At 66.8% G+C, this 12,578-nt stretch carries 10 protein-coding genes and 1 riboswitch; of the genes, 5 read left to right on the top strand and 5 right to left on the bottom strand.

Going from position 1 to position 12,578, the window contains the following annotated elements:
- Nucleotides 1–35: 35 nt before the first annotated feature.
- The 5 genes from PQU95_RS05810 to PQU95_RS05790 form a co-directional block, all read right to left on the bottom strand.
- A complete protein-coding gene (locus tag PQU95_RS05810; protein ID WP_272751125.1) occupies nucleotides 36–2,846 on the bottom strand; it encodes a putative bifunctional diguanylate cyclase/phosphodiesterase in 2,811 nt (936 codons plus the stop codon).
- Nucleotides 2,846–3,817 carry an ABC transporter substrate-binding protein gene (locus PQU95_RS05805; protein ID WP_272751124.1) on the bottom strand — a complete coding sequence of 324 codons (972 nt, stop codon included), beginning with the start codon at nucleotides 3,815–3,817 and terminating at the stop codon, nucleotides 2,846–2,848. The genes PQU95_RS05810 and PQU95_RS05805 overlap by 1 nt, the downstream gene beginning before the upstream one ends.
- 95 nt (nucleotides 3,818–3,912) lie before the next feature.
- Nucleotides 3,913–5,025, bottom strand: a complete 1,113-nt coding sequence (locus PQU95_RS05800) for a Card1-like endonuclease domain-containing protein (RefSeq protein WP_272751123.1) — start codon at nucleotides 5,023–5,025, stop codon at nucleotides 3,913–3,915.
- Nucleotides 5,026–5,156: 131 nt separating this feature from the next.
- On the bottom strand, nucleotides 5,157–6,536 hold the full coding sequence (locus PQU95_RS05795) for a PepSY-associated TM helix domain-containing protein (protein ID WP_272751122.1): 1,380 nt from the start codon (nucleotides 6,534–6,536) through the stop codon (nucleotides 5,157–5,159).
- 103 nt (nucleotides 6,537–6,639) lie between these two features.
- The gene (locus tag PQU95_RS05790; RefSeq protein WP_272751121.1) at nucleotides 6,640–7,209 is read right to left on the bottom strand and encodes an RBBP9/YdeN family alpha/beta hydrolase; all 570 of its coding nucleotides are present in this window, start codon (nucleotides 7,207–7,209) and stop codon (nucleotides 6,640–6,642) included.
- Between the two features lie 128 nt (nucleotides 7,210–7,337).
- Nucleotides 7,338–7,543: riboswitch (cobalamin riboswitch) on the top strand.
- Between the two features lie 104 nt (nucleotides 7,544–7,647).
- On the opposite strand from PQU95_RS05790, the gene PQU95_RS05785 reads away from it, so the two are divergent.
- The 5 genes from PQU95_RS05785 to cbiB all read left to right on the top strand — a co-directional run bounded on the left by PQU95_RS05785 (nucleotide 7,648) and on the right by cbiB (nucleotide 12,573).
- Nucleotides 7,648–8,673, top strand: coding sequence for a FecCD family ABC transporter permease (locus PQU95_RS05785; RefSeq protein ID WP_272751120.1), 1,026 nt, complete (start codon nucleotides 7,648–7,650; stop codon nucleotides 8,671–8,673).
- On the top strand, nucleotides 8,670–9,422 hold the full coding sequence (locus PQU95_RS05780; protein ID WP_272751119.1) for an ABC transporter ATP-binding protein: 753 nt from the start codon (nucleotides 8,670–8,672) through the stop codon (nucleotides 9,420–9,422). The genes PQU95_RS05785 and PQU95_RS05780 overlap by 4 nt, the downstream gene beginning before the upstream one ends.
- Nucleotides 9,419–10,036 carry a cob(I)yrinic acid a,c-diamide adenosyltransferase gene (gene cobO, locus PQU95_RS05775; RefSeq protein WP_272751118.1) on the top strand — a complete coding sequence of 206 codons (618 nt, stop codon included), beginning with the start codon at nucleotides 9,419–9,421 and terminating at the stop codon, nucleotides 10,034–10,036. The genes PQU95_RS05780 and cobO overlap by 4 nt, the downstream gene beginning before the upstream one ends.
- Nucleotides 10,037–10,384: 348 nt before the next feature.
- On the top strand, nucleotides 10,385–11,680 hold the full coding sequence (locus PQU95_RS05770) for a cobyrinic acid a,c-diamide synthase CobB (protein WP_272751117.1): 1,296 nt from the start codon (nucleotides 10,385–10,387) through the stop codon (nucleotides 11,678–11,680).
- Complete coding sequence (gene cbiB / locus PQU95_RS05765; RefSeq protein ID WP_272751116.1) at nucleotides 11,674–12,573, top strand: adenosylcobinamide-phosphate synthase CbiB; 900 nt, start codon at nucleotides 11,674–11,676, stop codon at nucleotides 12,571–12,573. Before PQU95_RS05770 ends, cbiB begins: the two co-directional genes overlap by 7 nt.
- Nucleotides 12,574–12,578: the final 5 nt, after the last annotated feature.

Genomic DNA, 12,578 nt, shown 5'->3' with positions numbered 1-12,578 from the left:
ATTTTTGCTTGGGGGTTTCAAGAGGCTTGGGTGCCCTAGCCTGCCAGCGCCTGCTCGCGCTGCGCCAGCCAGGCCGGCAGCTGGTCTGGCGCCATCGGCCTGCCGTAGAAAAAGCCTTGCACTTCGTCACAGCGCAGCGCGCGCAGCTGGGCCAGCTGGCCGGCGGTTTCCACCCCCTCGGCAATGGTGACAAAGCCCAGCGAGCGCGACAGGCTGATGATGGCTTCGATAATGGCTGCCCCACGCGGGTCTTTGTCCAGGTCCAGGATAAAGCTGCGGTCTATCTTGAGCCGGTCAACCGGGAAGCGGCGCAGGTAGTTCAGCGACGAATAACCGGTACCGAAATCGTCTATCGACAAATGCACGCCCAGCGCGTGCAGGCGCTCCATCACCAGCAAGGCATCGTCCGGGTTGTCCAGCACCACGCTTTCGGTCAGCTCCAGCTCCAGGCAGGCCGGCGCCAGCCCGGCGTCAGCCAGGTACTGCGCCGCCTGCTGCACCAGCCCCGGCTGGCGGAACTGTAGCGCCGACAGGTTGACCGCCACCTGCGGCACCACCACCCCGGCGGCGTGCCATGCGGCCAACTGGCCGATTGCCTCGCGCATCACCCACGCCCCCAGCGGTACAATCAAGCCGCTTTCCTCGGCCAGCGGGATGAACTCGCCGGGCGGCACCATGCCCAGCACAGGGTGCTGCCAGCGCACCAGCGCCTCCACCCCTACCAGCCGGCCATCCAGCGTGCACTGAGGCTGGTAGTGCAGCAAAAACTGGCGTTGCTCCAGCGCGCTGCGCAGATCCGACTCCAGCTTCAGCCGGCTTACGGTACGCTGCTGCATGTGCTGGGCAAAAAAGCGGAAAGTATTGCGCCCTTCGTCCTTGGCACGATACATGGCGGCGTCGGCACAGCGCAGCAGCGCCTCCAGCGTATCGCCATCGACAGGCGCCATGGCAATGCCGATGGATGGCGTCACCACCATATCGTAGCCGGCAATCCGGTACGGCTGCCCCAGGGTGCCCAGCACCTGCTCGGCCCAGTGTGCAGCCTCGGCTTCACCGGTTTCCGGCAGCAGCACGATGAATTCGTCGCCACCCAGGCGCGACAGCGTATCGCGCTCGCGCACGCAGCTGGCCAGCCTGCGGCCAACCTCCTGCAATAGCTGGTCGCCTATGCTGTGGCCCAGGGTGTCGTTGATGTTCTTGAAGCGGTCCAGGTCGATAAACATCAGTGCCAGGCTGGTACCGTGGCTATGCATGGCGGCCAGGGCCAGGCCGGCGTGGTCGCTTAGCAGCGCGCGGTTGGCCAGGCCGGTCAGGCTGTCGTAGTAGGCCAGGCGGCGGATATAGGCTTCCGATTCTTTCTGGTTGCTGATATCGCTGAACACGCTGATGTAATGGCTGATCTGGCCATCTTCGCCGCGCACGCTGGAAATGGACTGCCACTCCGGAAACACCTCGCCATCCTTGCGCCGGTTCCAGATTTCACCCTGCCAGTAGCCGTGCGCGTCGATGTCCTGCCACATGCGCTGATAGAACGCGTCGTTCTGGCGGCCGGATGACAGCAGGCCGGGGCGCAAGCCGCGCACATCGCCCAGGCTATAGCCGGTAATGCGCGTAAACGCCGCATTGACTTCCACGATGCGCTGCTGGCCGTCGGTAATGAAAATGCCGTTATGCGTGGCGGCCATCACGCGCGCCCATAGCTGCAGTGCGTCCTCGTCGCGGCGGCGCTGGGTAATGTCGCGCGATACCATGATGCAGGTTTCGCTACCGTTGGCCGCCACCTTGCGCGCAGCAGACAGCTCGAACCAGTGCGGGCCGTCGGCCAGGGCAAGCATGATTTGCTTGCCGCTGGATTCACCGTGACACAGCGCCTCGACAATCACGCTGTGTATGATGGCCGCCTGCTCGGCCGGCATGGCCTCGTGTACATGCTTGCCGAGCAAATACTCGCGCGGCGAGACCAGCTTGTCGCTGGCGGTATGCGACCACACCTGCAGGTAGCGCCCGTCGGCGCTCATCTCGAACAGCAGGTCGGGAATGGCCTGCAACAGCGCTTCTTGCTCTTTGGCCAGGTTGCTGGCGCTGCGCTCGCGCTCGGCCAGCTCGGCCAGCGTGTGCTGCAGCTGCCGCTGCATGGTGTTGAATGCCTCGCACACGGCCCGGGTTTCGCTTACCCCCTGCAATGGCAAGGCAGGCGCATGCCCCAGCTGCGCCAGCTGCAAGGCAGCCGCCTGCAGGTTGGCCAGCGGGCGCGCCACGTACAGCCACACCAGCAGATACAGCACCAGCAACAGACAGCACAGCATGACGCAGGGCAATACAAAGCTTTGCTGCAGCTTGCTGCGCTCCAGCGCCAGCTGCGGGCCCAGGTCGTAAACCAGCACCACCATGCCTTTACGCAGGCCACGCAGCACTTGCCCCTCCTGGTCTGGCACGGCTACCGCCAGATACAGGTACTGTTTGTCGTAATCGGGCTGCAAAATGGCCAGGCTATGTTGCCAGGCCTGCTGCAGTAGCCCGGCAGGCAGACCTTGCAGGGTATCGATGCTGCGGCCAACGTCCTGCTGCTGCATGGCATGGGCAATCAGCCCGCGGCTATTGGCCACCACCGCTTGCGCCAGGCGGGCATCGGTGGCCAGCAGCATCAGCTCTTCATTGATGCGCAGCGGGCCGGACAAAGCCAGCTCCTGCAGCAGGTGGTAGGCGTCTTTCTGCGCCACCAGGCTGGCGTCGCGGAAGGCTTGCTGCCTGCGCCCCTGTTCGGCCACGCTGTAGGCGCCGGCCAGGGTGAGCAGCAGAAAAAACAGTACTACCATGGGTAGCAGGCTTTTCAGCGACAAGCGCATTATCGCCCCCCTTCCACGAAATCCGGCACGGCAAGGCGCCCCAGCTGCACCGGCCGGGGAAGCAGGCCGGCCCGCGACATCACATTGGCCAGATTGCGCGCTTCGTCGTCCAGCTTGCCACCCAGCCAGCGCAGGTTCTCCTGCCGCCCCGGCAGGCGCAGGCCGGCAAAAATCGGCGTCAGCTCGGCGTGGCTTACCCCCATCTGCGCTGCCATATAGGCGTAGGCCTCGCTACGCTGGCTGGCAAATTTATCCAGCATGGCAAAATGGCTGTCTACCAATGCCTGCAAGCCCTGGCGGGCAACGCCCAATACCTCCTCGCGCACGGCCAGCACATCGACGATACGCCCGGGAATATCGGCACTGCTGAACAAGGTATGCGCGCCGCGCAGGCGCAGGCGGCTGGCCTGCGGCTCCATGGTGACCAGGGCATCAATGCTGCCGCTGGCAAAAGCCGCCTCGTGCTGGTCCAGCAACACGGGCACCGGAATCACCTGGGCTCGGCTGAGGCCGGCACGCTGCAGCATGGCGTCCAGCATCACCGCCCCCACGGCACTGGCTTCTACCCCGATACGCCGCCCGGCCAACTGCCCAAGGCTGCGGATCTCGCCCCTGCCCAACACGACGTCGCCGCCGTGCGAGACATCCAGTACGGCAATCACTTTCAGCGGGATGCCTTCGGCCAGCGCGCTGATCACCTCATCCAGTGTCAGGCAGGCTCCGTCGAGCATGCCGGCGCTGAGCGCGCGCAGGCTGCTGGTGGCCGAGCTGATGCGCAGCAGACGCACCTGTTTGCTGCTCAGCGCGTAGCTGTCTGCCGCCCAGGCAATGAACAGGTAGCCCGGCCAGCCGTTACTGCCTATGCGCAGCAAGGGTTCCGGGGCTTGGCACGCGGCCAATGCCAAGGTCAGGCCGGCTTGCAGCAGCTGGCGCCGGCTAAGGGGGAAAACGTGTGGCGGGTAAGCGTTCATACGGCCAGAACAAGTGGGTATCTAGTAAATCATACTTAATAACCACCATATTTTAATAGGTATCGCAGAAATGACTGAGCCACATCACATACGCATCACCCTGCGTGTAGCCATTGGCGCAAAACGGGCTGCGCCTGGGCCAGCGCCGGGCCGGACAACAAGGCAATGCCCTGTGCCTGCGCGCGGGCCGCTTCGCTGTCGGTGGCAGGGTACAGCGTGGCCAGCATGGCGCGGGCGTGCAGGCCACCCAGGCTGGCGGCACTGTCGAGCTTGAACAGGTTATCCAGCCCGATGCCGCGCTGGTGCAGCGCGGTGGGCGCCGTGGTTTTGCACTCCACCAGGTACAGCTGGTTATTGCACACGATGGCCACGTCGTACTCGTTGGCCACCCCATCGTGCACCACTTTCACCCCCACAGCCGCATCGCTGATAGGCAAGGCTGGCTGCAGCGCCGCTACCTGCGCCAGCAGCCAGACTTCCAGCCAGCCGCCGCCCAGAAAGAAGCGCGCCGACGCGTCGTGGCAGCGCACGTGGCCGCCCTGATCGATATCCACCAGCCCGCAGCCGCCCAGCCAGTGGCGCAGCGCCGTCTCGCCCCGCGGCAGCGGGTGGCGGCTGTACTGGCGGGCGTCCAGGTCATTGCACAAACGGTTCAGCAGCGATAGCGCCGCCGGGCGCTGCACCGCCAGCGCGGCCAGGCCGGCGGCTAGTGCCTCCAGCCGCTGCGGGCGCTGTGCCAGCCGGTAATGGATATGTTCGATGCGGCTGCCGTACAGCGCAAAGTACGCCGCCAGCGTCAGACCATCGGCAATATCACTGCCGGTGCGCAGGCCGGTGTGCTCGCCGCCCAGCAGCCAGATCAGGCGGTCGCTGTGCGGGGCGATACTCATCAGCGGCAGCTGGCGCTCGCGCGCCAGGTCGTAGGCCAGCGCCGCCTGCACCGGCGACGCGGCGCTGATATTGAACGCCACCGCACCCTGCGCCAATGCGGCCAACTGCTGGCGCAACGCCAAGGGCTGGGTATCGGCCGCCAGCGTTACCACATGGGCCGGCAGGTGCAGGCTGCGGCATACGCCGGCGATATCGGTGGCCAGCCCCAGCTCGCTGCGGTGGCACAGCAGGCTGACCTGGCTCACGCCAAAACGGCGGTCCAGTGCGGGGGTGATGATGTCGCTTTCTACGCGGTTTACAAAAGCCAGCAGGTGCATGGCAAAGCCTCGGCAAGAGATGGCAGCATCTTAGCCATGCCAGGGGCCTGCGGCCAAGCCCGCCACAAGCAAAACCCCCTGCCACACAGACAGGGGGTTGGCCGCAAGCCCGTCCGGGCGGAGTCGGCGGTTTAGCGCAGGAAGGCCAGCGCCGGCAGGCGGCGCAGCAGCAGCCAGTCCAGCAGCATGATAGCGATAAACGAGGCGCCTACCAGCGGGAAGGCTACGCCCAGTGCCAGCATGATCAGCAGCGCGCCTTTCCACAGCGGGGTATCCGGTGCGTCGGCAGGCGCGCCCAGGCGGCCGGCCGGCTTGCGCAGCCACCACATCACCAGGCCGCTGATGCTGCTCACCAGTACCAGCAGGCAGATGGCCGCCATCAGCAGCTGGTTGGCCAAGCCAAAGAACTTGCCTTCGTGAATCACCACGCCAAACTCCACCGCCTTGGGCACCAGCGCGTAGTCCTTGAAGCGGATATCCGCCAGCACCTTGCCGCTGTACTGGTCGATATGCAGCGTAGCCTCGTTACGCGGGTCGTTCGGGAACACCGACACGGTAAACACGCCTTCGTCACCGTCCGGTAGCGCGATGTTGTAACCCGGCACTACGCCACGGGCACGGGCGGTATCTACCACCTGCTGCAGCGCGATCTGCGGCGTGGCCGCCTGCGGGGTCGCCCCTTTGTGCGCCGCATGCGGGTCGGTGGACTTGGGCAGCGGGCTAGGTTCTACCGCCCACGGCACGATTTTCTCTTCGGTGCTGTTCAGGCTGATGGCTTTTTTGTCGGACTTGGGCACATCGTCCCACATCTGTGCCGGAAACTGGCTCCACACCGCCGCAAATTTCTCGCCCCAGTAGCCGGTCCAGGTCAGGCCGGACAGCAGCATGAACAGCAAGAAGATGGCGCCCCAGAAGCCGGTAACGGCGTGGATGTCACGCCAGAAGGCACGGCCACCGGCATGCAGGCGCGGCCAGAACACCGCCAGTTTGCCGCGGCCACGCGGCCACCACAGGTACAGGCCGGATACCAGCAACACCAGCGTCCAGCTGGTGGCCAGCTCCACCAGCAGGTCGCCGTTTTTACCGATCAGCAGCTCGCCATGCAGCTTCAGTACGATGGTTTGCAGATTATTGTTTTCGTCCAGTGCGCCCAGCACGGTGCCCTGGTATGGGTCCACGTACACGCCCAGTTTGGCGTCGGCGGTCTTGATGATGACCTTAGCACTGGCGTCGGCTGCCGCAGGCGGCTGGTAACGCAGCACGCTGGCACCGGGGTATTGCGCTTTGACCGCCGCCACCAGGTGGTCGGCCGGGTGCGCCGGGGTGCTGGCAGCGGGGACGTTCAGCAGATTGCCGTACATCAGCTGGTCCAGCTGCGGCTTGAACAGGTAAATCATGCCGGTAATGGCCAGCATGATCATGAACGGGGCCACCAGCAAACCGGCATAAAAATGCCAGCGCCAGGCTACCGTGTAATAGCGGGGAGTTTTCTTTTCGGCAACAACGGCCATGGTGGTTTCCTGCACAGGACAAGACAAGGCAGGCATTGTTAAGGTTGGCCGCACGCACCACAAGGCGGTGCGACACTATGCCGCAGGCGGCAAATCGTCGCGTTCAGGCAGCCTGCTGCGCCGCGCGGATAGCCGACAGCAGCGCTGCCAGCTCGGCCAAGCCTGCCTGCCACTGCGTATGGCCGGACGCCACATTGATATGCCCCGCCCCGCGCAGCCACACCAGCGGCGCCTGCCACAGCGCGGCCATGCGCGCACTGCGTAGCGGCAGGCTGAACGGGTCGCTGTCACTGGCCACCACGCGGGTGGCAAACGGTAGCGCCACCTGCGGCAACGGCGCAAACGGCTGCAGCTGTGCCGGCGCGCTGGCGCGCTCCACGTCGGCCGGCGCCACCAGTAGCGCACCGGCCAGTTTGTTGCCGTAGCGCGCGGCGTAGTGCGCCACCGTGGCACAGCCCAGGCTGTGGGCGATCACCACCACCGGCTGCGTGGCGGCGTCGACTGCCGCGTCCAGCGCCGCCAGCCAGTCGTCCAGCTGCGGGGCGTGCCATTCGTGGTTGGCCACGCGTTGCGCACCCAGCAGCTGCTGCCAGTGGCTTTGCCAGTGCTCGGGGCCGGAGTTGTTCCAGCCCGGCTGGATGATGAAGTCGAAACCGGAAAAATCGTGCGCCATGCCGCTGCTCCTGCCAATGTCATTTGCTGGTACCTTAGCAGGGCTTTTATATTTCCAAAAATACTGATTTATTGTTTTTTTATTTCTCATGGCAATATAAACACCCTAAGCCAGCGCCACCGATCTGGTAAAATCGCCGCTGCCTAGGTGCTTGCCCGGCTCGGCCGGCAAGTTAAACGGGAAACAGCCCCAAGCTGTGCTGCCCCCGCAACGGTGTGTTTCATCTGGCTGCCCCGCGCAGCTGCCCGGCCGCTGCGCCACTGTACCCGCCGGTACGGGAAGGCGGGCCAGCGGCGAAACCAGCCCGGATACCGGCCCAGGCCACGCTGCGCGCCGCCGGATAGCCTGGTGGCACGCTTTACCATGCTGCGGAGGGCGGCATACGGCCAGCCCTCTGCCCGCCCGCCCCCGCTGTACACCGGAAACACCGTGCAGCCCATGCCTTCTATTTCACCGCAGCGCACCACCCACCCTGCGCTACGCCTGCCACCGGCCACCATGCTGGCCCTGCTGCTGGGCATTAGCTTGGCCACCTTGCTACTGGCCTGCGCCAGCGGCAGCGTGGCGCTAGGGCCCGGCCAGATTTGGCAAGCCCTGCAGGGCCAGGGCGATGCGCTGGCCACCACCCTGCTACAACTGCGGCTGGAACGCGCCCTTACCGCCTGGATTACCGGTGCCGCGCTGGCGCTGGCCGGCCTGCTGATGCAATCGCTGCTGCGCAACCCGCTGGCCGACCCCTACGTAATGGGCGTATCCGGCGGTGCCTCGGTGGGCGCGCTGCTGGCGCTATGGCTGGGCCTGGCGGTGTGGCAAGTGGACCTGGCCGCGGTAGCCGGTGCGCTGGCACTGTCCGGTGTGCTGTTCTGGCTGGCACGGCGCGACTTTGGCCGCAGCAGCGGCACCGTGCTGCTGCTGCTGACCGGCGCACTGCTGTCTACCGCCTGCGGTGCGGTGATTTCGCTGCTGCTGACCATCGCCCAGGACAACCAGCTGCGCGGCATGGTGTTCTGGCTGGTGGGCGATATCTCCGGCACGCCGCTGCGGCCGTGGCCGTGGCTGGTGCTGCTGCCGGCCATGCTGCTGGCCTGGTGGCAGGCGCCCGCCATCAACCTGCTGGCACTGCACGGCGACCACGCCGCCACGCTGGGCGTGCCGCTGGCCGGCCTGCGCCGCTTGCTGCTACTGCTGTCGGCCAGCCTGACCGCCACCGCCGTCAGCCAGGGCGGCAGTATCGGCTTTGTCGGCCTGATGGTGCCGCACGCCTGCCGCCTGGTATGTGGCCCCAGCCTGCGCCTGCTGATCCCCGCCTCCATCCTGAGCGGCGCCAGCCTGCTGGTACTGGCCGACACCCTGGCGCGCACCGTGGTAGCCCCGATGCAGCTGCCGGTGGGCATTCTTACCGCGCTGCTGGGCGTGCCGGTACTGTTCTGGCAGCTGTCGCGCACGCGCCGGAGGCTGGCATGATGCTGCAAGCAGACAAACTCAGTATTTTGCAAGGCCAGCGCCACCTGCTGCACCAGCTGGGCTGGCAGGTGCGGGCCGGCGAAGTATGGTGGCTGGCCGGGCGCAATGGCTGCGGCAAAAGCACGCTACTGGCCACGCTGGCCGGGCTGCGCGCCCCGGCGCAGGGCAGTATCAGCCTGTGCGGCCAACCTTTAGGCAGCGCCGCGCCGCGCCTGCGCGCCCAGCGCCTGGCGCTGCTGCCGCAAGCCAGCCACGACGCCTTCGACTACGCCGTGATCGACGCGGTAGCCGCCGCGCGCTACCCGTGGCCGGACGACGGCCACAACCCCGGCCGCATTGCCGCCGCGCTAAACGCTTTCGACCTGGCACGCCTGGCCGAGCGCCCGCTGCAGGCGCTGTCTGGCGGCGAGCGCCAGCGCGTGGCGCTGGCCAGCGTGATGGCGCAAGACGCCCCGCTGCTGCTGCTGGACGAGCCCACCAATTCGCTGGACCTGGCACACCAGGCCGCCCTGCAAGTACAGATACGCCGCTGGCAGGCCGACGGCAAAGCCGTTGTGGTAGTCAGCCACGACCTGCAGTTTGCCCCCGCCATCGCCAGCCACGCCCTGCTGCTGGATGGCGCGGGCGGCCATAGCCAGCACACCCTGGCCCAGCTTGACGCCACCCACCTGGCGCAGGTACTGGGCTACCCGCTGACCCGCATCACCCACGCAGGCCACCCCTGCTTTTTACCCGGACACACCACATGAGCCACACCGACGACCAAGGCCGCACCGAGCGCCACAACGCCCGCATGGCACGCAAAAAAGAAATCATGGACGCCCGCATAGCCGCCGCCGACGAGCACCGCGGCGTGTTCATAGTCAACGCCGGCAACGGCAAGGGCAAAAGCTCCAGCGGCCTGGGCATGGTGATGCGCGCACTGGGCCACGACATGCAGGTAGGCGTGGTGCAGTTCATCAAGGGCGCCATGGAAACCGGCGAAGAACGCTTTCTGCGCCGCTTCCCCGAGCAGGTGCAGTTCCACGCCATGGGCGAGGGCTACACCTGGAACACGCAAGACCGCGAGCGCGACGTGGCGCGCGCCACCGAAGCCTGGGACAAGGCACGCGAGATGCTGCAAGACCCGGCCATCGGCCTGGTGCTGCTGGACGAGCTGAACATCGCGCTGAAATACAAATACCTGGACGTAGACCAGGTGCTGGACGACATCCTGGCGCGCCCGCTGCACCAGCACGTGATCGTCACCGGCCGTGGCGTACCGGACGCGGTGGTGGAAGCCGCCGATACCGTTACCGACATGACGCTGGTGAAGCACGCCTTCGCCGCCGGCATCGCCGCCCAGCCCGGCGTGGAGTGGTAGACACAGAAAACCTGAAACCCGTTGGCCACGAAAACCACGAACCAACACGAAAACAGCCGTCATGACACTGATAGATACAGACCAAACGACGACCAGCCGTTGGTTCTGCTCGTGGTTTTCGTGGCAAAACGCTTTCCGCCATGCCCCACGGCTTGGCTGGATAAATACCAAGACAAAACCCGCTAGCCACGAAAGACACGAAAGCACACAAAAACAAAACCGCCGATTGCCACGGCCAGCCGGCCTTGATGACACCGAAAATGTCTCGGCCCCAAAGCAGCCAATAGCAGGCTTTTGTTCGTGCCCTTTCGTGGCTTTCGTGGCCCAAAACCAAATAAAGACAACCCCATGAGCTGCAAAGCCCTTTTGCTATCCGCCATCGCCTCCGGCCAGGGCAAGACCACCGTTACCGCCGCGCTGGCGCGCCGCCTGGTGCGCGACGGCTACCGCGTGCGCGTGTTCAAGACCGGGCCGGACTTCATCGACCCGCTGCTGCTGGCCGCCGCCAGCGGCAGCAAGGTAGACGTGCTGGACTTGTGGATGTGTACCGAAACACAGTGCCGCAGCCTGCTGGCGCAAGCCGCCGCCGAGGTGGACTACGTACTGATCGAAGGTGTGATGGGCCTGTACGACGGCCAGCCGTCCAGCGCCGACCTGGCAAAACAGTTTGGCGTGCCGGTACTGGCCGTGCTGGACTGCAGCGCCATGGTGGGCACCGCGCTGGCCATTGCCCGCGGCCTGCGCGACCACGGCCAGCTGCCGTGGGCCGGCTTGCTGGCCAACCGCGTGGCCAGTAGCGGCCACGCCGACATGATCCGCGCCTGCGGCACGCCTGATTTGCCAGTGGTGGGCTGCCTGCCGCGCCAGGCCGAATCGCTGCCGGAACGCCACCTCGGCCTGCACCTGCCCAGCGACCTGCCCGACCTGGCCGCGCGGCTGGACGCGCTAGCCGACGCGCTGCAGCTGGACCACGCCGTACTGGCCGCGCTACCCGACTTCGCGCCCGAGGCCACGCCACCGGCCAGCCTGCCGCCACTGCTGGCCGGCAAAACCATCGCCGTGGCGCACGATGCCGCGTTTGCCTTTGTCTATGCGGCCAACCTGCGCACGCTGCAGGGCATGGGCGCACGTATCGCCACTTTCTCGCCACTGACCGACGAGGCCATTCCGGCCGACGCCGACGCGCTGTGGCTGCCCGGCGGCTACCCCGAGCTGCACGGCACCACGCTGGCGGCCAACACCCGCTGGCTGGCCAGCGTGCAGGCCTTTGCCGCCGCCGGCAAACCGGTATGGGCCGAATGCGGCGGCATGATGGCGCTAACCGAACAGCTGCACGATGACCAGGGCCAGGCGCACCGCATGGCCGGCGTGCTGCCGGGTAGCGTACGCATGACCGCCAAACTGGCCGGGCTGGGCAGCCAAGGTTGGCCGCACCCGGCCGGCGAGCTGCGCGGCCACACCTTCCACTACTCGCAGTTCGACACCCCGCTGCCTGCCGCCGCTACCTGCCAGCGCAAAGCCGGCGGCAGCCCGGGCGAGGTGGTGTACCGCCACGGCAGCGTGCAGGCCAGCTACTTCCACGCCTACTTTGCCAGCCAGCCCGCCGCCGCCGCCGCGCTATTCCTGCCGGAGGCGGCATGCTAGGCACCAGCCTGCTGCTGGCCGCCGGGCTGCTGGCCGACCGCGTACTGGGCGAGCCGGCGCGCTACCACCCACTGGTGGGCTTTGGCCGCGCGGCCAACTGGCTGGAAAAAAGCCTGAACGTGGGCCGCAGCCGCCTGCTGCGCGGCGCCGTGGCCTGGGCGCTGCTGGTGCTGCCGCTACCGCTGTTGCTGGCCTGGGGGCTGGCGCAGCTACCCGCACTGGCCGCCGGCATCCTCAGCGTGGCGGTGCTGTACTTCACGCTGGGCCGCCAGAGCCTGATCGAGCACACCCGCCCCATCGCCGACGCCCTGCTGCAAGGCAAGCTGGCCGAGGCGCGGGCGCTGACCGCGCGTATTGTCAGCCGCGACCTGAGCCAGGCCGACGACAGCGCCATCACCCGTGCCGCCACCGAATCACTGCTGGAAAACGGCCACGACGCCGTGTTCGGCGCGCTGTTCTGGTTTGCCGTCGGTGGCGCGCCGGCGGCGCTGGCCTACCGCCTGGCCAACACGCTGGACGCGATGTGGGGCTACCGTAACGCGCGCTTCGAGCGCTTCGGCAAAACCGCCGCCCGCGCCGACGACGTGCTGGGCTACGTGCCGTCGCGCCTCACCGCGCTGGCCTACGCCGTGGCCGGCAATACCCGGCTGGCGCTGGCGTGCTGGCGCCGGCAAGCGCCGCAGTGGGACAGCCCCAACGCCGGCCCGGTGATGGCCGCCGGTGCCGGTGCGCTGGGCGTGCAGCTGGGCGGCGCCGCCGTGTACCACGGCCAGCTGGAAGCGCGGCCCGAGCTGGGTGCAGGCCCGGCGCCGCGCGCCGGCGACATCCGCCGCGCCGCGCAATTGATGGACCGCGCCATCGTGCTGTGGCTGCTGCTGGCGCTGCCTTGCTAAGGAGA

It is taken from the genome of Vogesella aquatica (assembly GCF_028548455.1).
In the GTDB taxonomy this organism is placed as follows: domain Bacteria; phylum Pseudomonadota; class Gammaproteobacteria; order Burkholderiales; family Chromobacteriaceae; genus Vogesella; species Vogesella aquatica.
The sequence above is the reverse complement of the archived record's forward strand: the minus strand, read 5'-3'. Positions and strand labels throughout refer to the sequence as shown.